This window comes from Nitrospinota bacterium (assembly GCA_016235255.1).
Taxonomy (GTDB): Bacteria; Nitrospinota_A; UBA7883; order UBA7883; family JACRLM01; genus JACRLM01.
In genome coordinates this window covers 1-24947 of the sequence record JACRLM010000108.1, presented here as the reverse complement: position 1 = coordinate 24947, position 24947 = coordinate 1, and the positions used below count along the sequence as shown (strand labels likewise).

The following is a 24947-nucleotide window of genomic DNA, read 5'->3' as shown; positions in this document are numbered from 1 at the left end:
CAAGGGCGCGGTGATAAGTCATATGCGGCGTGTCCAGAAATCACCGGACCTGGTGATATCGTACTTCAACGGCGAAACGACGAAATACGCGGCTTGATACATATATAATAATGTCTATATTATTATGAGACGGTTAATAATCATCATGATGACCGAACCTCAGGGCCGCGCCGTATGGCCCGGAACCTGATAAAAAATCAAGCTCCCCTGCTTCCAGAAGTGATCCTCCGCGTGTCCTTGAGCCGGAACCGGGAGAGCATCTCTTTAAGGCCCCCCACCTGGCTGGCCAGCCTCTCCGCCGCGGACGCGCTTTTTTCGGCGATGGCGGTGTTCTGCTGGGTCACCTGGTCTATCTGGGACAGCGCCTTGTTCACTTCGGCTATGCCGGAGGCCTGCTCGGTGGATGCCGCGGATATCTCCGCCACAAGCTTTGTCACCTGCGACACGGATCCGACGATCTCCCCGAGGGCCGCCGCCGTCCGGTCGGCTATCTGGGCGCCGTTCTTTGTCTTGCCCACGGACCCTTCGATAAGCTCCGCCGTTTCCTTGGCCGCCTGGGCGCTGCGGGCGGCGAGGTTTCGCACCTCCTCGGCCACCACGGCGAAACCCTTGCCGTGCTTGCCGGCCCGGGCCGCCTCCACCGCCGCGTTTAGCGCCAGAAGGTTGGTCTGGAACGCTATCTCGTCAATAACTTTTATGATCTTGGAGATGTTCTGGCTCGACTCGTTGATCTCCGCCATGGCGCCCACCATCTGCTTCATGTGGTTGTTGCCGTTCTCGGCGGAGGTCCTGGTGCTCTCGGCCAGGGTATTGGCCATCTTGGCGTTCTCTGCGTTGTGGGATGTCTGCGCCCCCATCTGCTCCATGGCGGTGGTTATCCGCCCGAGGGAGTTGGCCTGGTCCGCCGCGCCGTGGAAAAGCGACTGGGACGATTCGGATATCAGCGCGCTGCCGGTGGCTATCTGCTCGCCGGAGGAATTTATCTGCGCGATCAGCCCGTTGAGGCTTTCGTTGGTCTTCTGGAGGCCGTCGCGGATGACCCCTTTCGCGTCGAATGTAAGGTCCCCTTCCGCCAGCTTGTCAAACGCCGCCACCACCTCGAACTGCAGGTTGTCCGCGAAATCGTCCATGGCCTTTCCCATCTGGCCGATTTCGTCGCCGCTGTCCATGCGTAGCCGGTTGTCCAGCCGCCCTTCGCCAAGCTCCCGGATCATGTGCACCGCCTTGCCCATGGGGATGGCCACGGACCTGGCCAATAGCTGCCCGAACACCATCGCGACCACCGCGGAAAGCGCGCATGCCACCCATGTGAGCGTGACCCCCACGGAGGCCATGTTGGAAAGTTCCCGCACCTTGTCGGACACCGCCTTCTTGTTCAACTTTATGATGTCATCGGCCATGGAATGCAGCTTGCCGGACTCTTCCTTTAATTTGGCCATCATGGCCGGCTGCGCCGTGGCGTCTGCCTGGCCGCCGGCCAGTTCGTCCAGCGCTTTCTGGTATGCGCCAAGCCGCTCCCGCAGATCCTTTAGTTGGGAAGCGCCGCCGGCCTCCGGCTGGGCCAGGTGCTCGCCGATGAGCTTGTCCACCCCCGCCAGTTTTTCCCTGGCGGCGGCGAAAAGGGCCTTGTCCTGGCTTTTGGAAAATTCGATTTCCGCCACCAGCGCCTCGAGTATGGCAACCTTCACCTCAGCCGCCAGCTCTTCCGCCTTCACATCGTTCATCACTTCGCCCCTGTAGCCGTCGTTGACCACGTTGAGACGCCACACGCCTATCACGCTCTGGAATATCAGCAGCAGCACCACGATGCCGAACCCGCCGCCGATCTTTGCCCTTATCTTCATATCCTGAAACCTCTGTTTAAACCGTCAATCGCTATATCAGTTCTCCGCCAGCGCCTCTTCCGCCGGCTCCTCGTCATATAACAGTTTTTTTACTTCCAGAATCAGCCGCACCGATTCCTCCACCTTGCCGAGCCCCTGGATGAACCGGCTGTTTGGGCCGCGGCTCACCTTCGGAGGAGGCTCCATATTGTTCTCTAAAATGTTCACAACCTCGCTCACCTCGTCAACGATCAGCCCCACCACCGTTTCATTGAGCGTGACCACCACGATGCATGTCCTGTTGTCATACTCCTTCGGGTCGAGCCCGAACCTGGCGCGCACGTCTATTATCGGGATGACGGTGCCGCGAAGGTTTATCATCCCCTTGACGTAGGCGGGCATGTCCGGCACCTCGGTTATCTTCTGGATGCCGATGATCTCGATCACATGGCGGATTTCCAGCCCATACCCCTCGCCGGATATGCGGAAGGTGAGGTATTTGTCCTTCTGCAGGTCCTCCCCGTCGTCGTCTATTTCAAGGTCGAAATCGTTGTCCATCGTCACCGCCCCGCCTCCGGAAAAACGCTTTTTACGCCGCCTGAAGACATTTTGGCTCCCTTCATCGCCGGGGGGACTCCACAAGCCCGCCCACGTCGAGTATGAGGCATACGTCACCGTTGCCAAGGATGGTGCAGCCGGACACGCCCCTTACTTTCCCCACGTCGGAAATATATTTTGACAGCCCCTTGATCACCGTCTGCTGCTGGCCGAGTATCTCGTCCACGAACAGGGCCATGTTCCCCTCCGGGGTGTCCATGACGATAAGTATCCCCTCGCAAAGGTCCTGGCTGTCGGGGGCCAGCTTGTGTATCTCATGAAGCCGCACCACCGGCAAGAACTCCTCCCGCACCCGCACAAGCTCCTGCCCGTCGGTGGAGCGGGTGATGGCGCCGCCGGCCGGGCTGAACGATTCGCGGATGGAGATTATCGGCAGTATGTACTTGGACGCGCCAACCCTGATGAGCATGCCGTCTATTATCGCCAGCGTCAGCGGTATTCGAAGCGCGAAACGGGCGCCAAGCCCCGGCTTGCTGGACACCTCTATCTTGCAGTTTATCTTGTCCAGATTCTGCTTGACCACGTCCATCCCCACGCCCCGGCCCGACACGTCGGACACCTGCTCGGCCGTGGAGAAGCCAGGCGCGAATATGAGGGCGAACGTCTCCTTGTCCGACATATCGTCGGCGTCGTCCCCCACCATCCCCATTGATACTGCCTTGGCCAGTATTTTCTCCCGGTTCAATCCTTTGCCGTCGTCCTCGATGACTATCCAGACCTCCCCTTCCTCGTGGCTGGCCGACAGCCTCACAATCCCGGTCTCCGGCTTGCCGGCGGCCTTTCGGTCCTCTGGCGTCTCCACCCCGTGGTCTATGGAGTTCCTTATCATGTGCACCAGCGGGTCTGTGAGGATTTCGATGATGGTCTTGTCCACCTCCGTCTCCTCCCCGGAAAGCTGCAGGTCCACCTTCTTGCCGCACTTTATGGAAAGGTCGTGCACCAGCCGAATCATCCTGCGGAACAGGCCCGACACCGGCACCATGCGGATCACCATGGCCAGTTCCTGCAGATCGCGCACGATCTTGCTGGTCTGCTGGGCCGCCTTGTGGAAATTCTCCAGCTCCAGCCCCACAAGGTCCGGATTGTTCACCAGCATGTTCTCGGCGATCACAAGCTCCCCGATCAGGGTAATCAGGTTGTCCAGCTTGTCCAGGTCAACCCGGATGTCCTGCCTTTTGGCCATGGACTTCTTGGACTTGTCGTCGCTGGTCGCCTTGCGCTGTTTCTTGAGGGCCGTCTCCACGGCGTTGGCGTTGGTGACCCCCATGTCCACAAGTATCTCGCCCAAGGGCTTGCGCTGCATTTCCAGCGCCTTGTTCAGGTCCTCGTTCTTGACAACCCCTTCATTGACCAGTATTTCGCCTATTTTCGGCGATTCTTCCTCACCTTCGGCGCCAGACGGGGCCGATATTTCCTTTAGCAGGCTCAAATACACCCCAAGGCCCGAGACCACGCCGGTCCCCCCGCGGGTTATGTCCGCAAGGCCGGTCTTGAGCACGTCCTCCATCTGCAATAAAAGCTCGGCGGCCGCGCCATAGTTCATGAAGGCGCCGCTCCGGGCCATGTCCAGCAGGTTTTCCATCTGGTGGGAAAGCCGCTCCAGGTCCGCATAGCCGAAAAAGCCGCAATTGCCCTTGAAGCTGTGTATGTGGCGGAAAGCGCTGGAGACCACTTCTTTGTCCGACGGGGTCTTGATCCAATCGAGCAGGCTCCCCTCGAGCTTCTGGAGAAGCTCATCGGATTCCTGTATGAACCGCTCCACCATCTCCGGCGAAATGTAGTACTCCTGGCTGGGAGCCGACGGGCGGGATGAGGACGGTGGCGGCGGTGGTGGAGGCGCCGCGGCGGCTGGTTTGGGAGAAGCCTGCGCTGGAGCGGGCGCTTCAACTTTTTTCGCTTCCGCCTTCGGTTTTTGCGGGGCCGGGGCTTCCATTTTTATTGTCTTGGGCGCCGGAGTGGCGGAGCCCGATTTGGCCGCTTCTACGGCTGCATGCAGGTTGGTCTTCAACTCCCCCGCCTCGCCGGCCAGATCGTTGTCGTTCAGATGCGTCTCCACATGACGCAACGCCCCCATCGCAAAATCGGTGGCCTGTATCAAAAGGTCCACATGCTCCGGATATTTAAGCTCTATGGTTCCAGACCGTATAAGGTCGAGCAGATTCTCCGCCGCATGGGACACGGCGGAGATGTTGCGAAGGTCCAGAAAACTGGATGTCCCTTTCATGGAATGGAACAGGCGGAAAATGACGTTTATCGCCGCAGGATCGCCGGTTCCCTTGCCCAGCTCTATTATGGACTGTTCAAGCTGTTCGAGCGTGTCGCGGCTTTCCCGGACAAAGTCCTGGATTATCTCTATCTGCTCGTTGCTAAGGTCGGACATAAACAGTCAAATGGCCAAATACGTTAAAGGTGTCTGGTATTTGTTAATAGCCCGCGCGGCATGGTCTTCCCGTCCATCGTCATGGACGCCCATCCCCCTGAATGGGATGAATCATAGCAGTTTGAAAGGCCGCGTACAACTAACCTGGCAAAATTTCTTCTGTACCAAATGCGGGAAGAATAAGGCAGAATAAATATGTATCTGGAATGATTATAATTTCATTCCCGGTGGTGGGACATGTATTATCAAAAGGGGTGGGAGTTTTTTGTCCTATGAAGCATGCCCGCATTGGACTTTTCGTCATCTTGACCGGTTGTCTTGCGCTGTTTTTCGCCTCTTCAACGGCTTTTTGCGAGGACAACGCCAAGGCTCGGTCATTGGACCAGATCGCATCCGATATCAACTTACGGCTTGAATACCTGCGGCTTGAAATGGGCAAGCCCCCTGTGCCGATCCCTGAAGTGGCCATCGAGGGGGAGTCGCCAAGGGAGCGCTACCATTTGGCCTCATCCCTGTTCAACAAGGCCAATATTCTGTACTTTGAATGGCTCCACGATATAGAGGAGCATCCTCCCGCTCCGGAAGGGCCGATTATGGACACGCACGTGGCCGACCTTCTGTCGCGCGTATATTCACTTCTTGAAAAATCCAGAGTGGGCATGGGGCTTCCAAAGAATGATTCCGCGGCCGGCCAGCCCGTGAAATGCGATTTCGCTTTCCTTCTTTCAGCCAACCGCCGCCTGAACGGCCTTCTGATAAATTCGCTGGCGCCGCGCAACGCTTTCCAGCAGGTGTCGCTCGCCGTAAAGCACGCCGCCCGGCTGATTGCCCGTTTCCCCGGGGTGGAGCGCATCCCCCCGGCCGAGCCCATGCCCCGGCGCAAGATACCCGCCGATGTCCATGCCCGCCTTTTAAAGTGCCTGGGCATGATAAACGAGCTGGACAGGCGCTCCGGAATGAAACCGTTTGTGATAAAGTCCTTCGACTTCAAAGGGGCGGTCGTTGATCCAAGCGATGTTTACGACCTTGCCTTCATAATCGTATCCGAACTTGACCATCTGCACCAGCAGACCCCCGGCGCGCGCAATCTGCCAAGCTTTTATTTTCCGGAGACCAAGTTCCCCTCGCAGGTCTTCCAGCGCGCGGGGATTCTGGAGGCCCAGCTTAAGATACTGGATCAGATGACCGCCGCCGATCCCAACTGGCTCAAAGGCGAGCGGTGAAATGATCCCGCTCATCTCCCTGCCGCGCCGGATACTGGAGATGTTCAGGCGGAAGGGGCTCTTCTCCACGTTGCTCACCTCGCACCTGGCGATAGCCCTTGCCGGGCTGATGATGCTTGTTTCCGCCCTGGCGGCGACGCTGTTCCTCAGGACCAACGTGAGCGATGCGGTGAACCGCAGCAGCCCTCTGGACGAGGCCGCGTCCACGGCCCTTAACGGCATTTACGCCTCCACCTCTTCGTTGCGCGGGTGGGTGGCCCTGGGAGAGGGGGTGTACCGGGACGAGCGGAACAAGATATGGAAGGAAGATATAGACCCGGCGATGACGGCCATAGAAGGGCTTTCCGCCCGGTGGCCGGGCGAAGTGGCGGCGCGTGTGGCGATATTGCGCGTTACGATGGAGGACCTGCGGGAGTCCCAATGGTGGGTGGAGGATGTGGCCCACACTCCGGGGGCGGAGCCGGCCCGGATGCTTTACGAGAACAATTTGCCCACCGTGACGGAAATCACACAGCTCGTCTCCACAATAATACGCATAGAGGAGCAGATGACCGCGCAGGGAACCGGTTCCGGCCAGATCATCGGCATGGCCGATTTCCGTTTTAACTTCACCGACGCCAATGGTGAACTGTCCCGCTACATCGACACCGGAGCCCAACTGCACAGGTCAATGTTCGAGAAAGCTGTCCGGCAAGCCGAAAAGTCGCTAAACAAACTGATTGCCGGCAGGGAGGCGTTAAAAGACGAACAGCGCGAGCTTCTTTCGCAGATCCCCCGGCGGTTTGACCTGTTCAAGCGTTTCTCCACGAAGGTGGTGGAGCTTCGCTCGCAGCCAGGCTGGAACGTGGCCATGGATATTCTTGGAAGGGAGACCGGCCCGCTGGCCCGTAAAGCGGCGGCCAACCTGGAGGCCATTCATCAGGCGGCCCTGAAGGACACTCGCACACGGCTTGGCGAGGCGTTGAGCGCGGGAGGGCTGATGGTGGCCCGGCTTTCCGCCTTTATAGTCACGATGACCATCCTTTCCTCGCTGGTGGCCTCCCGGGTGGCGCGGCGTATAGCCGGGCCTATCAGCGCCCTGCTGGAGGCGGAAAAGCGCCTGGGCGAAGGCAGCCTCATAGAGGACATCCCCGTGGCCGGGGACGAGGAAATAGCCATGCTTATCCAGGGTTTCAACGATATGCGCCGCTCCCTGGCCAAAGGGGAAGCGGACCTGCGCGAATCGGAAACGCGCTACCGGTCGCTTATGGAACAGGCCGGCGACGCCATCCTGCTGGCCACGGAGGACGCCCGCATCATAGACGCCAACAGGATGGCCGAACGGCTTTTCGGAAGAACGAAAAAGGAACTGACCATGCTAAGGGCGCCCGACATTATCCCTGATGACCTGCGCTCCCAAAGCGTGACCATGTTCCGCTCCATGTGGGAGACGGGGGGGGCGGTGGTCTCTGAAAGGGAGGTGCTTGGCGCGTCGGGCAAGCGCGTCCCCGTGTCCATCACCGGGAGCATCATAACGGCCGGCGGAAAAAAAGTGGCCCTGGGCATATTCCGCGACATGACCGAGCAACGCCGCCGCCGCGAGGTGGAGGCGGTGAACAAGTCGCTGGAATGGTCCAACAAGGAGCTATCGGAATTCGCGGCTGTGGCCTCTCACGACCTGCAGGCCCCGCTGCGCTCCATATCCGGCTTTTCGGAGCGCCTGCTCACCAAATACCCGGAGGGGCTTGACGAGAAATCGCTGGACTACCTGCGCCGGATAAACACCGCCGCCGCGCGTATGAGAGGGCTTATCACCGCCCTTTTGGAATATTCATTCGCGGCCAGGTCCGGCGGCCGCGCGGAGCCTGTCAACCTGGAGGAATTGATAAAGGAGATACTCGAAGACCTCCGGGTGACGGTGGAGGAAAGCGCTGCCAAGGTGGAAATAGAGCCGCTGCCGGCCGCCTATGGCGACAGGACGCTTCTGCGGCAGGCGTTCCAGAACATCCTTTCAAACTCGCTTAAGTACAGGAAAATGGATGTTCCGCCGGTGGTGCGGATATGGGCCGCGTCAGCCGAAACGGGGGGAGCGTTTTTTACGGTGTCGGTGGAAGACAACGGGATTGGATTCGACCAGGCTCACTCCAACCGGATATTCAAGATATTCGAGAGGCTGCACAGCGCGGACAAATACCAGGGGACCGGCATCGGCCTTGCCACCACGAAAAAAATAATCGAGCGGCACGGCGGGTCGATAACGGCCTTCGGCAGACCCGGTGAAGGGGCGAGGTTTGACTTGCGCCTCCCGCTGGCCGGGGAAAGGAGGTGACGTTGCGGATCAACGGCGTTATGATCGACGACACCCATTGCGAGGCGTTCACCTCCCCTTTCGCGCGGATACTGGTCACCGCGAAGGACGATTACTGGCTGGACATGGCGGTCAGATCGGCCACCGGCATGGCCACCTCCATCATAGGATGCGACGCTGAAGGGGGGCTTGAGATCAAGACAAACGACACGCCCGACGGCAGGCCCGGCGCATTGCTGATGTTCTTCGCCCGCAAAGCGGACACTCTTGAAAAAAGCCTCCTGCTCCGGATCGGCCAGGGGGTGATGACATGCCCGGCCACCGCCGTGTTCAACGCCATGGATGGGACTATCCCCACCCGCACGGGGCACAAGCTCAAGTTCTTCGGCGACGGGCATGAGAAACAGGCTCAAGTTCGCGGCAGGGACGGCTGGGTCATCCCGGTGACGGAAGGGGAATTTTTTGTGGAAGATACTTTTTACATAGCCGCGGGGATCGCCGGGGGGGCGTTTATGATAATAGCCAAAGATCAGGATGCGGCGCTGGACGCGGCCAGAAAAGCTGCGGCCGCCATAGCTCCGATCTCCGGCGTCATCACCCCGTTTCCCGGCGGAGTCGCCCGGTGCGCCTCGAAGGCAGGCTCGCAAAGATATCCGTTTCTAAAGGCCTCCACCAACGCGGCGTTTTGCCCCACGCTTATTGACAAGGTTGAAACAAAACTGCCGCAAGGGGCCGGATGCGTCCTTGAAATAGTCGTGGACGGAGAATCGTTGGGAGCGGTGCGGAGCGCGATGAAGGCCGGGATGGCCGCCGCGTGCGGGGTGAAACGGGTGATATTGATAAGCGCCGCCAATTTCGGCGGGAAACTGGGAGATGTGAAAATCGGGCTGAGGGAATTAATGGGGTGAGCCCCCTGCCCGGTCCGTCAGGTTTTCGCCGCGGAGGTCTTCTTGTTGAAAAGCTTAGCCATTTCCTCGGGCCGGTCCCCAAGCACGTCGCCTAACGTGTACTTGTCTAGCACCGCCAGAAAGCTTTTCACCCCGTCCTTGAGAATGTTCTCCATTGCGCACGACGGGAAAAGCGGACACTGGTTGCTTTCCGTGAGAAAACACTCCGCCAGGTCGAACCGCTCCTCGGTATGGCGGATCACATCACCGATGTTGATCTCCTTCGGATCGCGGGCAAGGCGGATGCCCCCCTTCTTGCCGCGCACGGTGTGGACATAGCCCCATATTCCAAGCTTGTTGACGATCTTCATCAGATGGTTGCCTGATATGGCGTAACTTTCGGCGATCTCGTGGATCGTCACCAGCCTGCCGGGGAAAACGCCAAGATAGACCAGCACACGGAGGGAATAATCTGTATAACGCGTCAACTGCATGGGCAAGTCCTTTAGTTGGGATGGAATCAACTAATCCTTGATACTGCTATGTACATCGTTTTTAAATATAATACGCTCATGGCATTTTTACAAGACCCTTGATTTTGCAAGTTGCTTGACATTTTTACGTTAAAACAATTGGCGCGCCATGATGGCTGGACCGCATCGCGCGGACCGTTTTCAATGATAGAATCAACCTCACATATTTTAAGAGGCGCTGATTTGGCGATAAGCAGAATAGCAAGGTGGGCGGCGGTGACGTTCATCGCCGTAATAGCGGCCAGCGTGGTGTTCCACGCCGGGGGGATTGTCGCCAAAACGCAGATCGAACGGATAAACAAGTCCGTCGTGAAAATCTTCGTCACCATAAGAAAGCCCAATTACTTCCAGCCGTGGCAGTATGAGGCGCAGGTGAGCGCATCCGGCTCGGGCTTTATCATATCCGGGCAACGCATCCTGACAAACGCCCATGTGGCCGCCGACGCCGTCTTTATTGAAGTGCGAAAGGCGGGCGACCCGCAAAAGTACCAGGCGACCGTGGAGGCTGTCGGCCACCAGTGCGACCTAGCGACCCTCAAGGTGGCCGACCCGGCGTTTTTCAAGGAAACCCAGCCGCTTGAACTCGGCGGCCTGCCGGGGGTGATGGACAAAGTCTCCGTCCACGGCTTCCCGGAGGGGGGGGACGACATATCCATCACCCAGGGGGTGGTGTCCCGGATCGAGCAGGTAAATTACGCCCACTCCGGGTTTGACCTTCTGGGGGTCCAGGTGGACGCGGCCATAAATCCCGGCAACAGCGGCGGTCCGGCGGTGATCGGCGGCAAGGTGATCGGGGTGGCCATGCAGATGCTATCCACCGCGCAGAATATCGGATACATAATACCGACCCCGGTGATAACGCATTTTCTGGAGGACATCAAGGACAGCGTGTTCGACGGATTCCCGGAAGACGGTGTGTATATCCAGAACATGGAGAATGCCTCCATGCGCAGGTATCACGGGCTGGCGCCCGGCGTCGGCGGGGCGTTGGTGACGAAAGTTGCGTTTGGAAGCTCCGCACATGGAATCATATTGCCCGGCGACGTGATAACCTCTGTGGACGGATCGGAATTGGGGATGGACGGCACGGCCCCGCTGGCAACCGGCATCCGGGTACCCGCCGATTACCTGGTGCAGCGCCGCTTCATCGGCGAGTCCGTCAAGTACGGCGTGATCCGCGCCGGCAAACGGATGACGCTGGACGTCAAGCTTAAAAAGTTCGACAGGCTCATCCCTTACGAGCAGCACGCGGGCCAGCCCCGCTATTACATATACGGCGGCCTGGTGTTCGTCCCGCTCACCGTCAATTACCTGATGACGTGGGGGGAGCAATGGTGGAAAGAGGCGCCCGTGGACCTTATGCATATGTACTTAAACGGCCAGCCTTCGCCGGAACGCAGGGAAATAGCGCTGCTCAAAAACGTGCTGGCCCACGAGGTGAACGCCGGATACCACGAATATTCGGACAAGATCGTGTCCAGGGTGAACGGCGCCGCAGTGGCGGACATGGGGGAGATGGTGGCCCGGCTCAAAGAATCAAAAGGGGAGTATACTGTCATCGAGCTTGAATACGGCGGGGTGATAATCCTGGACGCCGGGGAAGTGGCCAAAAGCAGGGACTCGCTGCTTAAGCTGCACGGGATACAGTTCGAATCATCAACGGATTACCGCCCGGTGAGCACGGCCGTGACGGGAGCGAAGAAAGGCTGACATGGCCTCATCGGTGGTAAAACCGGGGGACAAGGACATCCTGATAGCCGTGGACGTCCAATACGATTTCATGCCGGGGGGAGCCCTGGCCGTAAATGAGGGGGACATGGTGATCCCGGTGATAAACGCCCTTGCGGCGCGGTTCCCCCACGCCATACTCACCCAGGACTGGCATCCGGCGGGGCACAGCTCCTTCGCCTCGTCCCACCCCGGCGCGAAACCGTTCGAAACGATAAAGTCCCGTTACGGCGGCCAGACATTGTGGCCGGACCATTGCGTTCAGGGAACGCGCGGGGCCGAGCTGAGCGTGGAACTTCTGCCTGGAAAGTGGGAGTTGATCGTCCGCAAGGGGCACAACATGGCGATAGACAGCTATTCCGCCTTTTTCGAAAATGACCGCAAGACTCCCACCGGCCTCGGGGGCTATCTTAAAGAACGCGGTTTCACAAGGCTGTTCTTAGCGGGCCTGGCCACCGATTACTGCGTGATGTATTCCGCGCTGGACGGCAGGAATTCGGGCTTCGAGGTCTTCGTGATAGAGGACGCCTGCCGGGGGATAGACCTTGGCGGGTCGCTGGCCGAAGCGTGGAAAAAGATGGGGGCCGCCGGCGTGGGAAGGATATTCTCCGGCCAGATCGCATAAGGAGGCTCCATGAGTGTCCCCCCTTCGGCCATAGTCACAGACCTTTATCAGCTCACCATGGCGCAGGGTTACTTAAAATCCGGCATGGAGCGGATGGAGGCGTGCTTCGACCTGTTCTTCCGCGCAAATCCCTTCGGCGGCGGCTACACCATATTCGCCGGGCTGGACGACGCCCTTTCGTTCCTTGAGTCCATGCGTTTTCCGGCGGAGGACATAGCGTATTTAAAATCGCTGGACCTCTTTGACGGCGAATTTCTCGGCGCGCTGGCGGGTTTCCGTTTCGAAGGGGATGTTTTCGCCCCGCCGGAGGGGAGCGTGGTGTTCCCAAACGAACCTGTGATGCGAATCGTGGCCCCGCTCCATCAATGCCAGATCGCCGAGACGGCGCTGCTTAACATCATAAACTTCCAGTCGCTCATCGCCACAAAGGCCTCGCGGGTGTGCCTTGCGGCGGGACGGGACAACGTGATGGAGTTCGGCCTGCGCCGGGCCCAGGGGGTGGACGGCGGGTTGACCGCCTCCCGCGCCGCGTACATCGGCGGATGCTGCGCCACATCGAATGTGCAGGCAGGAAAGATTTACGGAATCCCCGTGCGCGGCACCCACGCCCATTCCTGGGTGACGGCGTTTGACAATGAACTGGCGGCGTTCCGCAAATTCGCGGAAATCTTTCCGGACAACTGCGTCCTGCTGGTGGACACGTATGACACTTTGAAAAGCGGCGTCCCCAACGCCATCACCGTGGGGCTGGAGATGAAATCGCGCGGGGAGCGCCTTGGCGGAATCAGGCTGGACAGCGGCGACCTTGCCTTCCTCTCCGCCGAATCGCGGAAGATGCTGGACGCCGCCGGGCTTGAAGATGTGAAGATCGTGGCGTCAAACGAACTGGACGAATACATCATCCACGACATGAACGCCCAGGGGGCCAGGATAGACATATACGGCGTCGGCACAAGGCTTGTCACCGGTCACGGCGAACCAGCCATGCCGGGGGTGTACAAACTCGCCGCCATCCGGCCCGATGGGGGCGAATGGACCATGCGGCTGAAACTTTCGGAGACCGCCTCCAAGTCCACCATACCCGGCTTAAAGCAGGTGTGGCGGATGAAGAACGGCGGCGGGACTTTGATGGGCGACCTTTTGGAGATAGAGGGTGAGACACCCGATTTTTCGAGGGGCGTATGGGGATTCCACCCGGCGATTGATTATCAACGCAAGTTTTACGAAAGGGTGAAAAGCGCTCAGCCGCTGCTGGCGCCTGTGATGCGCGGGGGCAAGATCACCGGGGAGCGCCCTTCCCTTTCGCAAATCCGCGCCAGGGTTCAAAGTGAGCTTTCAACCGTCCACCCCACCACCCAACGGCTCTTGAATCCGCACATATACAAGGTGAGCCTCGGCCCGGCGCTTGCGAAGGCCACAAGGGAATTGCGGGGGGCGGCAAAATACCAATAACCGGCATTTGACAACCGTAAACTTATAGTTTACAGTGCTCGCATGATAGCCACGATCCGGCGCAAAGGACTGGAAGCCTATTACAGGCATGGAACGAAAAAGGGGCTTCCGCCAGCGCTTGTCAAGCGAATCGCCGTGATATTGGCGGCGCTGGACGCGGCGGAATCGCTGGAAGAACTTGATATTCCCGGTCTGCGGCTCCACCATTTGAAAGGCAGCCTGAAAGGATACTGGGCCGTTTCGGTTTCCGGAAACTGGCGGATTGTGTTCAGGTTCCAGGACAAGGCGGCGTACGGCCTGGACCTTGTGGACTACCACTGAAAGGAGTTTTAAAAATGCCCATGAAAAATCCCCCGCATCCCGGCGAAGTGATAAGGGAACTGTGCCTAAAGCCGTTAAAACTTACTGTGACGGCCGCTGCGAAGGCCCTTGATGTCAGCCGGGTCTCCCTTTCTGAACTGCTCAACGGCAAAAACGGCGTTTCTCCGGAAATGGCCTACCGGTTGTCCAAGGCTTTCGGCTCGACGCCAGAATTCTGGATGCGATTGCAAATGACGTACGATCTTGCAAGGGTGAAAAAAGGCGCCTCGAAACTTAAAATCAGGCGCATCGCCGCATAGCGCTAAAATATCATCTTACATTGTGATCCCGGAAGCCGCTTAGGCTATCCGGGATCATGGTTTCGAATCACGGCCTGCTAAACTTCCGGTATATCTCTTTCCTATGACCGGCCTGGATTATGGTGACGATCAGCCTTGACTCCACAATCTGAAAGATTATGCGGTAATCGCCAATACGCAATCGAAACAAACCTCGTTGATTTCCCTGCAGCGGGATAATCGCTGGCGGGCGTGGATGGGGATTTCCGGCCAGGGCCAGAATGGCTTTGTCAATACGCCGTCTTGCGTCCAGCGGCAAGGCCGCAAGCTCGCGTCTGGCCGCCGGAAGGATTTCGATTTGATAGCTCAATTGAGCTTAATCCAGGCCAAGTCCCTTGCGGACGGTCTCGTAGGGAACAGGAGTTTGGGCCGGATCGGCGAGCCTGCGTTCCGCCTCCGCCACGTCCAGCTTTTCCTCTTCCTCCTCCATCCTTCTTAACAGCTCGTATTCTTCGATGGGGATGAGCGCGGCGATGGCGCCGTTCTCGCCATATATAAGTATATCTTCGCCGTCCGAGACCACCTTGGCGATGGCGCCGTTGATCTCTTCTTTGGCGTTATTGGCGGATATTTGCGTCATTAGTCAAACCATTCAAGCCAGGCCTGTTTTTTATGCGCCGGAAACCCAAGGCAAAATGGCCTCCGAACTTCCGGCGTCATGGGGCGATTTTACCACAAGAGGTCTTTGCGGCGCCACAGGCGCCCGCCCCCTTATCGTATGGTATTATACTCCCCATAACGCCGCTGGCGGCTTGGGGGAGACCATTGGGGGAGACCGGTTTCCCGCTGTTTAACCGTGTCCATCTGGAGATGTTATGACCGCCGTGAACTTCGCCATCGGAATCCACAACCACCAGCCTGTCGGAAACTTCGGCCACGTATTCGAGGAATCATACGAACGGTGCTACCGCCCCCAGCTTGAAATCCTGCGCTCCCATCCGGGCGTCCGGATCGCAATCCACCACTCCGGCCCGCTGCTCGAATGGATTGCGGCGCACAAGCCGGCTTATTTCGACCTGGTGGGGGAAATGGTTTCGCGCGGGCAGGTGGAGCTTTTGTCCGGCGGGTTTTACGAGCCGATCCTGGCCGCCATCCCGGAGGATGACGCCATCGGCCAGCTTGTGATGATGAACGAATACCTGGAAAAACATTTTGGACACGCCCCGGGCGGGATGTGGACCGCCGAGAGGATATGGGATCCGTCATTGCCGAAAATCATCGCCGCGGCGGGGCTTAAGTTCACTTTGCTCGACGACACGCATTTCTATTACGCGGGGCTTTCGGCGGAGGAAATGTTCGGCTACTACGTCACCGAAAAGCACGGCCACACCACCGCGGTGTTCCCGATAGACAAGAACATGCGTTATTCGATCCCCTTCCGCCTGCCGGAGGACAACATCGCCTATTTTAAAACCCTCAAGGAAAAAGGGGGGGTGGATTGCGTCACATACGGGGACGACGGGGAGAAGTTCGGCGTGTGGCCGGAAACCTACAAGTGGGTTTTCGAGGAAAAATGGCTGCATAATTTCTACTCCGCCATCGAGGCGAACGAAGATATCGTCAAAACGATCCATTTCTCCGGGTTTATCGAGAAAAATCCGGCGAAAGGGCGCATATACCTCCCCATGGCGTCGTATGACGAGATGATGGAATGGACGTTGCCGCCGAAAATGGGGATCAAGTTTCGCGCGCTTTTGGAGGAGCTTGCCAATTCCGGCAGGCGCGAGGAGCTTAAGCCGTTCATCCGGGGGGGGCTTTGGGACAATTTTTTGGCGAAGTACGACGAGTCCAACCGGATGCACAAAAAGATGCTCCATGTATCCCGCAAAATCGCCGAAGCGGCGGCTGAGCCGGATGCGGCGAAAGTTATCGCCAAGGCGCGCAAGGAGCTTTACAAGGGCCAGTGTAACTGCTCGTACTGGCACGGGCTTTTCGGCGGACTATATTTAAACTACCTGCGCCACGCCGTTTACGAACATTTGATCGAGGCGGAGAAGATTCTGGACAACGCGCTGAGAAAATCGAAAACATGGCTTTCGGTGGAACGGTTCGACTTTGACATGGACGGCGGGCAGGACGTGGTGTTCCAGAACCCGGTGATGAACGCCTATTTCGATCCGGATTGCGGCGGCTCGGTGATCGAGCTTGATTACCGCCCGGTCTCTTTCGCGCTGACGAACACCCTGGCGCGCGGAATGGAAGCTTACCACGAAAAAATAAAATCCCGCTCCGGGGATCAAGGGCAGGACGCCTCCCGCCCGGTCTCCATCCACGATATCGTGAAGTTGAAGGAGCCGGGGCTTGCGGAGGCGTTGCATTACGACATCGGGAACAGGCGCCTTTTCACCGAAAGGCTCATGCCCGAATACGTCACGCTGGAGCGGTTTTGCAGGGAGGAATTCGCCGAGCTCGGCGATTTTAAAAACGGCGCCTTCGACCTTGTGGAGGTGAAGTCTGGCGCGTGGGGCGCGGCGGTGGAGCTTGTCCGGCACGGATCAATCCTGGTTTCCGGGGCGCGGCATCCGCTCACGATCCGCAAGGTGTTCTCCATGAACAAGAAGGACGCCGTACTCAAGGCGGACTACACCATCACCAATAACGGCATTGTTGAAGTGGAGGCGCTTTTGGGGGTGGAGATAAACCTGACGCTGCTGGCCGGGGACGCGGCCGACAGGTATTGGACAGGCGACGGGGTGAAAGGCAAACCCCGGCTAAAAGAGGCAGGCTCGAACACCCAGGTGAAAACCGCCGGCATGAGGGACGAATGGGCCGGGTTCACCGTGAGCGTCACTTCGCCGGAGCCGTTTGACGCGTGGCGTTTCCCGGTGGAGACGGTTTCGCAATCCGAAGGGGGATTTGAGAGGACATACCAGGGCTCGTGCATTGTCCCGGTCAGAAAAATAAACCTTTCATCGGGCCAGACGGAAAAGTTCACCCTGTCGCTTGTGGTGGAGAAGAACTGAAACGGTCGCATATCAACTGTCATCCCGGCCAAGAGAAGCGTGAGCCGGGATCAGGACTTTTGTAGCGCTGGCGTCCCGTCGGCAATTGCCGCCGGGGCGTTGGCGTTTTATTAGCGCTTCCCCGTGGTCGCTGACCACGGATTCCTAAAGCGAGGAACGGGGGTCTTCTTGGGAGCGCGAAGCGCGTCACCCCGGACTCTCCTGGAGTTTAAAGAACTGAACCCAAATCCACATGCGCGCATCTATCTATAGCAGGATGTTTAACCTAAAGGAGGCTTTATAAATGCTGGGTTCGTTTATGAATTTTTTTCAGCCGCAGCCGGAAGGCGTTGAATTTTTGTCGCCGGAGCAGGCGAAAAAAGCGCTGGAGACCGGTGAAATCAAGACCTTGATAGACGTGCGTTCCCCCGCCGAATACAGCCAGGCGCGGCTTCCCGGCGCGGCCCATGTGCCGTTGGACCTGATCGGCGTCTCCGTGGACAAGCTTGAAAAATACAAGAACGAAGACCTGATTTTGTACTGCCACACCCAGAACCGCTCCTCCATGGCCGCCCGCTACCTTCACGGCCAGGGTTTCACGAAGCTTAAAGTGATCAGCGGCGGCATAGCCGGCTGGACACGCATGGGATACCCGCTGGAGAACTGATTTCCTGTAGTCGCCATGGTTCGACAAGCTCACCATGACAACCGAATTAAAAAGAATCAGATCGTGTTTCCTATACCCTGCCCGCAACTTGACAGGGGCAACACCCGTTTCCGTTTCACGCGCTTTTTGACAACCATACCCAAGTGATGGATAATGAGGCAAATTGAAAAGGTTTATTTATGCCAGTCACGTTCGACACTTTCTTGGCCTACGCCAATAAACTGAAGGCTGTGGGGGTTCCCGAGAAACAGGCGGAAGTTCAAGCGGAAGCCCTGGCCGGGATCGTGGAGGACAACCTTGCCACAAAGCGCGACTTGAAGGAACTGGAGGCCAACCTGAAGGCCGAAATGTCAGCGAACAAAGCAGACACGATCAAATGGGTCGCTGGCATGATGATCGCCCAAGCTGCGGCCATAGCCACTCTGTTAAAGTTGCTTTGATTTCCAGGAATTAAGCCCTTTGATCCCATGGAGCCTTGCAGGTTTTGTTCTTGCCGGCATATCCATGGATGCCTGCCGTTTGCCAACGCGCGCCCTTTGCCTTTAAACTGGTCATTTAACAAGTGAAGGGCGCAGGATGCCGGCGGATTCTCATTGCCATTTAAACGACCCAGCGTTCGACAACGACCGGGAAGAGACCATCGCGCGGGCGAAAGAGGCGGGGGTATCGCGCATCCTCAACGTGGGATACTCCATCCCCAACTCGGAAAAGGCGGTCGAACTCGCGCAAAAGCACCCGTACATGAGCGCTTCGGCGGGAATTCATCCGCATGACGCGAAAACGGTGGACGGCTCCGTAATCGAAAAACTGCGCGGACTTGCGCGTCTGCCGGAGATCGTCGCCATAGGCGAGACCGGGCTGGACTATTACCGGGACAAGTCGCCGCGCGACGTCCAGCAAAAATCTTTCCGTTCCCATATCGCCATCGCCCGGGAAGCGGGAAAGCCGGTGATCGTCCACTGCCGCGACGCCATGGACGACGCGATAAAGGTACTCACCGAAGAAAACGTAAAAGAAATCGGCGGCGTGATGCATTGTTTCGCTGGAACGCCCGAGGATGCGCGAAGATGCCTGGACTTGAACCTGTACATTTCCTTCGCGGGCAACATCACATACCCGAAGGCGGAGGACCTTCGCCGGTCGCTCGCGGCGACACCCGGCCACAGATTGCTGCTGGAGACCGACGCGCCGTACCTCTCCCCCCAGAAACTCCGGGGCAAGCGGAACGAGCCTTCCGCGATGACCTATATCGTAAAGCAGGCGGCGCAAACGCGGGGGGTGACTGTGGAGGACATAGAGCGAATCACACTGTTCAACTTCGAGGAGCTATTCGGCGCCGGAGGGAAAGGTGAAGGAGAGATCGCGTACAAGATACGCAACTCCCTTTATCTAAACGTCACCATCCACTGCACGAACGAGTGCTATTTCTGCCCACGGTTCGGCTCCCGCACGGTGCAGGGGCACGACCTGCGGATATCCGGCGACCCTTCGGCCGAAGAGATGATCGCGCTCATCGGCGACCCGAAACGGTATGACGAGGTGGTTTTCTGCGGATACGGCGAGCCGACGATACGGCTGGAACAGATAAAGGCGGTGGCGCGCCACGTGAAAGACAATGGCGGCGTGACAAGGCTTAACACCAATGGCCACGGGAGCCATATCGCCGGGCGGGACATCGTTCCGGAGTTGGTTGGGCTGATAGACCACGTCTCCGTGAGCCTGAACGCCGCCGATCCTGCCACTTACAATGCCATTTGCCAGCCCGCCATTCCGGAGGCGTGGGAGAAGACGGTGGAGTTTATCAAGTCGGCCAAGGGGCGCATCCCTAACGTGACGGCCACGGTGGTGGCCATCCCCGGCAAGGTGGACGTGGCAGGGTGCGAAAAATTCGCGCGGGAAACACTGGGTGTGGATTTCCGGGTGCGTGCGTTCGACCTGGTGGGGTGAGGCCCGGCGCAAGTTGAAAACAGTCAGTTTTAACGCAAAAGCTCCGGACAAGCCGTCCATCGGCGAACCGTGCAACGGGTGCGGAGTTTGCTGCGCCATGACACCGTGCGCTGTGGGGATATTCCTGCTGCGTCAAAAACGTGAAGCAAATTGCCGCGCGCTCGAATGGGACGAGCCGCAAAACCGTTATCAGTGCGGCGTGGCGGCAAGGCCTGGCCGGTTCTTTACAATTCTGCCAGCGTTCATGGAAAAACCTGCCGGGCGTTTGATCAGCCGCTGGATATCAGCGGGAAGCGGGTGCGATTGCGCGGGGGATTTTTATACTGCCGCTCCCAAGCCCATCAGATAAAGGAGCGTCGCAAAACTCTCAATCCAAATATTCGCTCCTGGCCCCCATGGCCACAAGCTTTCTTATCCGCGCCTCTGTGGGGGGATGGGTGGAGAAAAGCGCCTTGGAGTCCATATCGAAGCTTTTGAGGGGATTGACTATGTAAAGATGCTGCGTTGCGCGGTTCGCCACCGACAGCGGGGCCTGGTCCCGGGTTATCTTGTTCAACGCGGAGGCAAGCCCGTCCGGATTCCTCGTAAGCTCCACAGCGGAGGCGTCCGCAAGGAATTCCCGGGACCGGGAGATGGCCATCTGCAGCATTTTCGCGGAAATCGGGGCCACAATGGCGAATATCACCGCGACCAATAGCAGCGGCAGCCCGCCGCGCCTGCTTCCGCTTCCGCCGAATCCGCGAAGGAACGCGTCGGCGATGAGCGCCGTGGCCCCCACGATCACCCCAACAAGCATGGCGTAGCGTATGTCCAGGTTCCTTATGTGCGAGAACTCGTGGGCGATGACTCCTTGCAGTTCGTCCCGGTTCAGCTTGGCCAGAAGGCCGGTGGTGACAGCTATGGCCGAATGGTTTTGGTCCCGCCCTGTGGCAAATGCATTGGGCGCGTCCGCCTCTATCACATACAATTCCGGCATCGGCAGGCCGGAGGCGATCTTCATCTCCTCGACAACGTTGAAAAGCTGGGGATGCGTGTCATGCGCCGCTTTTTTCGCCCGGCTCATGTTCAATATGAGCGCCGACCCGCCGAACCAGGAGAACGCCCCCAGCCCGGAGGCCACCATGAAGGCGCCACCGGCTCCGGCAAGCGGATCAAACCCTTCCGAAAGGAACGCCGCCGCCCCCAATGCCGGCAGCAGCGCGAACAACGCGCCGAGCAGCAGAAACGAGTCCCGCCGGTTAGAAGCCTGCTCCCCGTAAAACGAACTGCGGTACTCGATCTTGCGGGCAATGCGCTCCGCCTTTTTCCCCTCGGTGCGCAGGATTGCCCGGCAAAGGTTGCAGGCCACTGCCTCCGGGCGGTTTAGATAACCGCACTTGGGGCACGGGACCTTGTTCACCGCAGGTTGACCTTCACCGCTTCTCTTTCAGCCTCCGGCGCCTTGAAGAACTCCTCATGCCCGAAACCGAACGAGTTGGCCACGATGTTGGAGGGGAACGTCTCGCACCTGACGTTAAGCTCCATCACCGAATCGTTGTAGAACTGGCGGGAGAATGCGATCTTGTTCTCCGTGGAGGCCAATTCCTCCATCAGGCTTGTCACGTTCTGGTTGGCCTTCAGGTCCGGATAGTTCTCCGACAGGGCGAAAAGGCTTTTCAACGCCTCTGTGAGCATCCCTTCCTTTTGCGCCTTGTCCACCATCCCGGTGGCCTTCATCGCCTCTGCCCTGGCCTGGACCACCTTGGTGAGCGTTTCCTGCTCATAGCTCATGTAGTCCTTCACCGTCTCCACAAGGTTCGGGATCAGGTCATACCGCCTTTTAAGCTGCACGTCAATCTGGCTCCAGGCGTTTTTCACCCGTGCGCGCAGCGCCACCAGGCTGTTGTATATGCCCACCACCCACAGCAAAAGCAAAACTATGACCACCAGCAAAATCCATCCAGCCATGCCGTTCTCCTTTTATTAAGTCAGGTTGTTCATCGCCCACAACATGGGGCCGATCCACACCTGTATCGCGAACAGAAGCACCTGCCCACCGGCCATTATATACGCCACGATGGAGGCGGGGGAGCCGGACCTGTCCAGCCCGAACGTGATCCAATACAAAAGCCCCAGGAACGTGAACGACGTCTGGGGGAGCGAGCTCATCTCAAAAAGGAATGGATACGGAGTGGAATCAAACGCGGCGGAGTATGCTTTCCACCCGTCCCAGGCGTACCATACGGCGGAAAGGCCGTACGCCGCCAGTGATACGGTCTCTATTTTGCTTTTTGGCATACGATTGTCACCGGTTGATCGATATCAGGCCGCAATGCGGCTCCCCCTCACTCCCACCACAACCCGGAAATGTCCGACCCTTTCGGATATTCCAGGGTGAATTCCATCCGGATTTTCTTCTTTTCCTTGGGCTTTACGTCCAGCTTCCAGAAAACGATGTTGCGCTCGTCCCGTTTCTCCGGCTTGGGCTCCAGTTTCACGTTTGAAAGCGATATCTCCTCGCTCCCCGGGTATGGCAGGTGGTCTTTCACCTCCACGCTCTGAGCGGACTTCTTGTAATTCTCCACAGTGATCTCGTAAACGTAGCGCACCGCGGCCTTCCTGGCCACAAGCCCCTCGCCGCCGGTCTCTTTCTTTATAAGCTTGCGTTCGATCCTGAAGCCCTCGTCCGCCCCCATGAAAAGCTCCACCTCGGCGCCGGATGAGGCGGCCTTGATTTTGCCCTTCCCCACAAAACTGTCGCCGATGAACACGTTTGCCTCCCCCGCCGCGATGGGAAAATCGTCCGGCGCGGAAAACTTCACTTTCATGAACACGTTGGGCGAATATTTGGGGACGGCCATGTACGCCTTTTCAGCCTTGAAGGTGAAATCGGCCAGCTGGGCCATGGTCTTTTCTCCGCCGGATCTTACAGTGGAACGTTTGGGCGCGTCGAACGTCACCGACGTGTCCGAAGAATGCACGGCGGCGGTTTCGGTCTTCGCCTCCAACATCTCATCGGCGGCGGCGGGGGCGGCGGCGGGCTGCGGCGCGCCCAGCGCCTGCATGGCGGCCTGTTCGGGGATAGCCTTGGAAGATTTGGCCTGGTGGCGCGGCGCAGACTGGAAAAGGTTCACATACCACGGCTCTATCTCCGGCGCCCTGGCGCCTACGGAAGGGCGGGCGGTGGAAAGGGCAAGCTTCGCCTCCGGCCAGTCCTCCCCGGTGCGCTGGCTTATCATGGCGGCGTAGGAAAGGCGCACCTCGTTCTTGTCCGCCGCGGCCCTCACGATGTATTCCGGGGTCCATCCAGCGCCGGGGGTTATATACTCGGCGATGAACGTCCCCTTCCCCTTGTCGTCGGCGGAGAAGTCCACGGCGACGGTCTTGTACCCCTTGCCGGAGCGGCTTTTAAGGTTGGCAAGCTCCCGGCCGAGCTTGTCGATCTCCTTTTTGATTTTCTCCTGCTCGGCCTGCGCCTCCAGCATGCCGTTGCCGGCCTCCAGGCTGCGGGCGTATATGAAGTCCAAAAGCTTGCCCAGGTCGGCCACGGTGGGCTTTGAAATGGGCATGGACTGCTGGGATTTTTTGTCCTTGTCGCTCCCGCCGAGCTTTTCTATGAATTTCAGTTGTTCCTTGCGGGCGTTCATCCTGTATTCGAGCCGGGCCAGTTCTTTTTTCAGCTTTTCGATCTTGTCGTTCACAGCCGCCTCTTTCGGGTCGGAAGGCTGCGATAGCTCCACCGGGGCCACCCGCACGTTGCTCAAGTTTATGGCGGTGGAACCTGTGGCGGTGACGCGCAATGAGGCCTCGTCGGCTGTGTATGGGACGCCGGGGATGAAAAGGGTGTGGTCCCCTTTTGAAAAGTCCGCCCGGATCACCCTTTTGACCGAGGCCCTGTCACCATATACGGTCACCTGGTCCACCCGGCCCGGATCGGTGATCTCGGCGGCGTACGTTGTGGTGGCGAGGATGGCGACAGCCGTGAATGGAGCCAGGACATTCCTTATCATGCCGGTCACTCCGCTTGGGTAAACGTATTAAGAGAGCGGCCTTATCTGGCCGCGGTTTTACTTGGCGGCGTCCATCACGGGGAAACCGGCCGCCTTGAGGGACTGCCCCGCCTTGTCCGCCTCTGTCCTGGTCTTAAAACCGCCCACCTTCACTATATAAAGGTCCGAAGAATCCTTTTTGCCGGTGACCTTGGCCTTGAACCCCGCCTTGGCCAGCTTGCCGCTTTGCGATTCCGCGTCCTTCCTGCTCGAGTACACCCCGGCGGTGACCACGCTCTTGCCGTTGCCAGCCGCCTGCGCCTGCGCCTCAAACCCGGCATTGATCAGCTTGTCCTTAAGCCCCGCCGCGTCCGCCGTGGAAACCGCCTCCCCCGCCTGCACAAGGTACACGCTCTCTTTTATCTTGCCAATGGAGACAAAAGGATTTCCCACCCCTTTTTGCGAGATGGCCTCCTTTGTGGCAAGGGCCATGGCCACGTCGCTTGTGGCCATCACCTGCACGGAGAATTCAGGCGCGGGCTGTTTGTCCCCGGTGTCTTTGCCTTTCGGGCCGGCGGCGGTGGCTTTGGTCTGCCCGGCGGCGTCCTGCTTTTCGGCCAGCGCCACGGCCTTGTCGCTCTCCACCGCCTCGCTCTCTTTCACTGCTCCGGGCGGATTCGTGTCCTCGTCAATCAGGTTTTTCCCTTCGTCGGCCTTGATCTTGCCGCTGATTTCCTCCGCCTTGGCAGGCTTTGAGTTGTCGTTCAGGCTTGCCGCAGCCTTCCCCTGCTGCGATGGAGCGTCATCGAGTATCCCGGAGAAGAAAGCCCCGGCGCCGATGGCGGCCAAAAGCGCGGCCACGCCGAAATACATCCTGCGCTTTTTGGATTTTTCCTCCGCTTCCAGTTCTTTGGTGAATTCGTCTATCTGACCGCGCCCGAAATGCACGTCCTCGTGGTCTTCCCTCAGTTCGTCGTCTATCATGTGAAGCCCTTAAAGCCTTTGATACATATTAATCAATGTTTGTACCACAATAAGAATGGAGGGGCAATAGGGCGAAGGGGCAAGTGTAGAGAGCACATAAACTGTCCGGGTCTGTAGCACATAATCTGTCCGGTTCTATGGTGTATCCAGGAGGAAACGCCATGAAGCGGACAGAGTGGTTACAGGAGACTCGGAAGATGAGGTTTTTAGAGGCGTTAACGGAT

General features: G+C 58.5%; 24 protein-coding genes. 13 read left to right on the top strand and 11 right to left on the bottom strand.

All coding sequences use genetic code 11. From position 1 onward, the window contains the following. Positions 1 to 197 precede the first annotated feature (197 nt). The 3 genes from HZB29_14070 to HZB29_14060 all read right to left on the bottom strand — a co-directional run bounded on the left by HZB29_14070 (position 198) and on the right by HZB29_14060 (position 4821). Positions 198 to 1844, bottom strand: a complete 1647-nt coding sequence (locus tag HZB29_14070) for a HAMP domain-containing protein (GenBank protein MBI5816725.1) — start codon at positions 1842 to 1844, stop codon at positions 198 to 200. 36 nt (positions 1845 to 1880) lie between these two features. Continuing rightward, positions 1881 to 2381, bottom strand: a complete 501-nt coding sequence (locus tag HZB29_14065) for a purine-binding chemotaxis protein CheW (protein MBI5816724.1) — start codon at positions 2379 to 2381, stop codon at positions 1881 to 1883. A gap of 61 nt (positions 2382 to 2442) precedes the next feature. Next, a complete protein-coding gene (locus HZB29_14060; protein ID MBI5816723.1) occupies positions 2443 to 4821 on the bottom strand; it encodes a chemotaxis protein CheA in 2379 nt (792 codons plus the stop codon). Between the two features lie 305 nt (positions 4822 to 5126). On the opposite strand from HZB29_14060, the gene HZB29_14055 reads away from it, so the two are divergent. Genes HZB29_14055 through fhcD form a run of 3 tightly spaced genes read left to right on the top strand, consistent with a single transcriptional unit; the run spans position 5127 to position 9239 of the window. Next, entirely contained in the window at positions 5127 to 6044 is a 918-nt protein-coding gene (locus tag HZB29_14055; protein MBI5816722.1) for a hypothetical protein, read from the top strand. Position 6045: 1 nt separating this feature from the next. Beyond that, positions 6046 to 8352, top strand: coding sequence for a PAS domain S-box protein (locus HZB29_14050; GenBank protein MBI5816721.1), 2307 nt, complete (start codon positions 6046 to 6048; stop codon positions 8350 to 8352). Positions 8353 to 8354: 2 nt separating this feature from the next. Continuing rightward, positions 8355 to 9239, top strand: a complete 885-nt coding sequence (gene fhcD / locus HZB29_14045) for a formylmethanofuran--tetrahydromethanopterin N-formyltransferase (GenBank protein ID MBI5816720.1) — start codon at positions 8355 to 8357, stop codon at positions 9237 to 9239. A 17-nt stretch (positions 9240 to 9256) separates the two neighbouring features. On the opposite strand, the gene HZB29_14040 is transcribed toward fhcD, so the two are convergent. Further along, complete coding sequence (locus tag HZB29_14040) at positions 9257 to 9712, bottom strand: Rrf2 family transcriptional regulator (protein ID MBI5816719.1); 456 nt, start codon at positions 9710 to 9712, stop codon at positions 9257 to 9259. Between the two features lie 222 nt (positions 9713 to 9934). Here HZB29_14040 and HZB29_14035 point away from each other — a divergent pair, with 222 nt between their 5' ends. From HZB29_14035 to HZB29_14015, 5 genes are read left to right on the top strand one after another with little or no spacing between them, the layout of a single operon-like run. After that, on the top strand, positions 9935 to 11461 hold the full coding sequence (locus HZB29_14035) for a trypsin-like peptidase domain-containing protein (protein MBI5816718.1): 1527 nt from the start codon (positions 9935 to 9937) through the stop codon (positions 11459 to 11461). Between the two features lies 1 nt (position 11462). Next, positions 11463 to 12104: a bifunctional nicotinamidase/pyrazinamidase gene (gene pncA / locus HZB29_14030; protein ID MBI5816717.1), complete on the top strand. Its 642-nt coding sequence runs from the start codon at positions 11463 to 11465 to the stop codon at positions 12102 to 12104. A 9-nt stretch (positions 12105 to 12113) separates the two neighbouring features. After that, a complete protein-coding gene (locus tag HZB29_14025) occupies positions 12114 to 13556 on the top strand; it encodes a nicotinate phosphoribosyltransferase (GenBank protein MBI5816716.1) in 1443 nt (480 codons plus the stop codon). Between the two features lie 42 nt (positions 13557 to 13598). Next, positions 13599 to 13877, top strand: a complete 279-nt coding sequence (locus HZB29_14020) for a type II toxin-antitoxin system RelE/ParE family toxin (protein MBI5816715.1) — start codon at positions 13599 to 13601, stop codon at positions 13875 to 13877. 14 nt (positions 13878 to 13891) lie between these two features. Beyond that, the gene (locus tag HZB29_14015) at positions 13892 to 14176 is read left to right on the top strand and encodes a HigA family addiction module antidote protein (protein ID MBI5816714.1); all 285 of its coding nucleotides are present in this window, start codon (positions 13892 to 13894) and stop codon (positions 14174 to 14176) included. Positions 14177 to 14243: 67 nt separating this feature from the next. Here the strand turns inward: HZB29_14015 and HZB29_14010 are convergent, their stop codons facing one another. Both HZB29_14010 and HZB29_14005 read right to left on the bottom strand, forming a co-directional pair. Further along, the gene (locus HZB29_14010) at positions 14244 to 14525 is read right to left on the bottom strand and encodes a type II toxin-antitoxin system RelE/ParE family toxin (protein ID MBI5816713.1); all 282 of its coding nucleotides are present in this window, start codon (positions 14523 to 14525) and stop codon (positions 14244 to 14246) included. Positions 14526 to 14531: 6 nt separating this feature from the next. Then, the gene (locus HZB29_14005) at positions 14532 to 14795 is read right to left on the bottom strand and encodes a type II toxin-antitoxin system Phd/YefM family antitoxin (protein ID MBI5816712.1); all 264 of its coding nucleotides are present in this window, start codon (positions 14793 to 14795) and stop codon (positions 14532 to 14534) included. Positions 14796 to 15030: 235 nt separating this feature from the next. On the opposite strand from HZB29_14005, the gene HZB29_14000 reads away from it, so the two are divergent. The 5 genes from HZB29_14000 to HZB29_13980 all read left to right on the top strand — a co-directional run bounded on the left by HZB29_14000 (position 15031) and on the right by HZB29_13980 (position 20120). Further along, positions 15031 to 17178, top strand: a complete 2148-nt coding sequence (locus HZB29_14000; protein ID MBI5816711.1) for a DUF1926 domain-containing protein — start codon at positions 15031 to 15033, stop codon at positions 17176 to 17178. Positions 17179 to 17476: 298 nt separating this feature from the next. Beyond that, entirely contained in the window at positions 17477 to 17824 is a 348-nt protein-coding gene (locus HZB29_13995; protein ID MBI5816710.1) for a rhodanese-like domain-containing protein, read from the top strand. A gap of 179 nt (positions 17825 to 18003) precedes the next feature. Continuing rightward, positions 18004 to 18264, top strand: coding sequence for a DUF1640 domain-containing protein (locus HZB29_13990; protein ID MBI5816709.1), 261 nt, complete (start codon positions 18004 to 18006; stop codon positions 18262 to 18264). A 136-nt stretch (positions 18265 to 18400) separates the two neighbouring features. Further along, on the top strand, positions 18401 to 19771 hold the full coding sequence (locus HZB29_13985) for a YchF/TatD family DNA exonuclease (protein ID MBI5816708.1): 1371 nt from the start codon (positions 18401 to 18403) through the stop codon (positions 19769 to 19771). Between the two features lie 13 nt (positions 19772 to 19784). Further along, positions 19785 to 20120 (top strand): hypothetical protein, encoded by a 336-nt coding sequence (locus HZB29_13980; GenBank protein MBI5816707.1) that lies wholly within the window; start codon positions 19785 to 19787, stop codon positions 20118 to 20120. An 18-nt stretch (positions 20121 to 20138) separates the two neighbouring features. Here HZB29_13980 and HZB29_13975 read toward each other — a convergent pair whose 3' ends face one another. The 5 genes from HZB29_13975 to HZB29_13955 all read right to left on the bottom strand — a co-directional run bounded on the left by HZB29_13975 (position 20139) and on the right by HZB29_13955 (position 24723). Further along, positions 20139 to 20894 (bottom strand): M48 family metallopeptidase, encoded by a 756-nt coding sequence (locus HZB29_13975; GenBank protein MBI5816706.1) that lies wholly within the window; start codon positions 20892 to 20894, stop codon positions 20139 to 20141. Between the two features lie 272 nt (positions 20895 to 21166). Continuing rightward, complete coding sequence (locus HZB29_13970) at positions 21167 to 21718, bottom strand: LemA family protein (GenBank protein ID MBI5816705.1); 552 nt, start codon at positions 21716 to 21718, stop codon at positions 21167 to 21169. Between the two features lie 15 nt (positions 21719 to 21733). Then, complete coding sequence (locus tag HZB29_13965; GenBank protein MBI5816704.1) at positions 21734 to 22048, bottom strand: hypothetical protein; 315 nt, start codon at positions 22046 to 22048, stop codon at positions 21734 to 21736. 47 nt (positions 22049 to 22095) lie between these two features. Next, the gene (locus HZB29_13960; GenBank protein ID MBI5816703.1) at positions 22096 to 23760 is read right to left on the bottom strand and encodes a mucoidy inhibitor MuiA family protein; all 1665 of its coding nucleotides are present in this window, start codon (positions 23758 to 23760) and stop codon (positions 22096 to 22098) included. A gap of 57 nt (positions 23761 to 23817) precedes the next feature. After that, complete coding sequence (locus HZB29_13955; protein ID MBI5816702.1) at positions 23818 to 24723, bottom strand: SPOR domain-containing protein; 906 nt, start codon at positions 24721 to 24723, stop codon at positions 23818 to 23820. Positions 24724 to 24947 lie beyond the last annotated feature (224 nt).

Coding starts and splice junctions, on each gene's coding strand:
- HZB29_14040 (MBI5816719.1), bottom strand. CDS start 9,712: ATGCAGTTGACGCGTTATACAGATTATTCCCTCCGTGTGCTGGTCTAT.
- HZB29_14015 (MBI5816714.1), top strand. CDS start 13,892: ATGCCCATGAAAAATCCCCCGCATCCCGGCGAAGTGATAAGGGAACTG.
- HZB29_14000 (MBI5816711.1), top strand. CDS start 15,031: ATGACCGCCGTGAACTTCGCCATCGGAATCCACAACCACCAGCCTGTC.
- HZB29_14050 (MBI5816721.1), top strand. CDS start 6,046: ATGATCCCGCTCATCTCCCTGCCGCGCCGGATACTGGAGATGTTCAGG.
- HZB29_14020 (MBI5816715.1), top strand. CDS start 13,599: ATGATAGCCACGATCCGGCGCAAAGGACTGGAAGCCTATTACAGGCAT.
- HZB29_13990 (MBI5816709.1), top strand. CDS start 18,004: ATGCCAGTCACGTTCGACACTTTCTTGGCCTACGCCAATAAACTGAAG.
- HZB29_14005 (MBI5816712.1), bottom strand. CDS start 14,795: ATGACGCAAATATCCGCCAATAACGCCAAAGAAGAGATCAACGGCGCC.
- HZB29_13985 (MBI5816708.1), top strand. CDS start 18,401: ATGCCGGCGGATTCTCATTGCCATTTAAACGACCCAGCGTTCGACAAC.
- HZB29_14065 (MBI5816724.1), bottom strand. CDS start 2,381: ATGGACAACGATTTCGACCTTGAAATAGACGACGACGGGGAGGACCTG.
- HZB29_14070 (MBI5816725.1), bottom strand. CDS start 1,844: ATGAAGATAAGGGCAAAGATCGGCGGCGGGTTCGGCATCGTGGTGCTG.
- HZB29_13970 (MBI5816705.1), bottom strand. CDS start 21,718: ATGGCTGGATGGATTTTGCTGGTGGTCATAGTTTTGCTTTTGCTGTGG.
- HZB29_13995 (MBI5816710.1), top strand. CDS start 17,477: ATGAATTTTTTTCAGCCGCAGCCGGAAGGCGTTGAATTTTTGTCGCCG.
- HZB29_14060 (MBI5816723.1), bottom strand. CDS start 4,821: ATGTCCGACCTTAGCAACGAGCAGATAGAGATAATCCAGGACTTTGTC.
- HZB29_13965 (MBI5816704.1), bottom strand. CDS start 22,048: ATGCCAAAAAGCAAAATAGAGACCGTATCACTGGCGGCGTACGGCCTT.
- HZB29_13975 (MBI5816706.1), bottom strand. CDS start 20,894: ATGGTGGCCTCCGGGCTGGGGGCGTTCTCCTGGTTCGGCGGGTCGGCG.
- HZB29_13960 (MBI5816703.1), bottom strand. CDS start 23,760: ATGATAAGGAATGTCCTGGCTCCATTCACGGCTGTCGCCATCCTCGCC.
- pncA (MBI5816717.1), top strand. CDS start 11,463: ATGGCCTCATCGGTGGTAAAACCGGGGGACAAGGACATCCTGATAGCC.
- HZB29_14025 (MBI5816716.1), top strand. CDS start 12,114: ATGAGTGTCCCCCCTTCGGCCATAGTCACAGACCTTTATCAGCTCACC.
- HZB29_13955 (MBI5816702.1), bottom strand. CDS start 24,723: ATGATAGACGACGAACTGAGGGAAGACCACGAGGACGTGCATTTCGGG.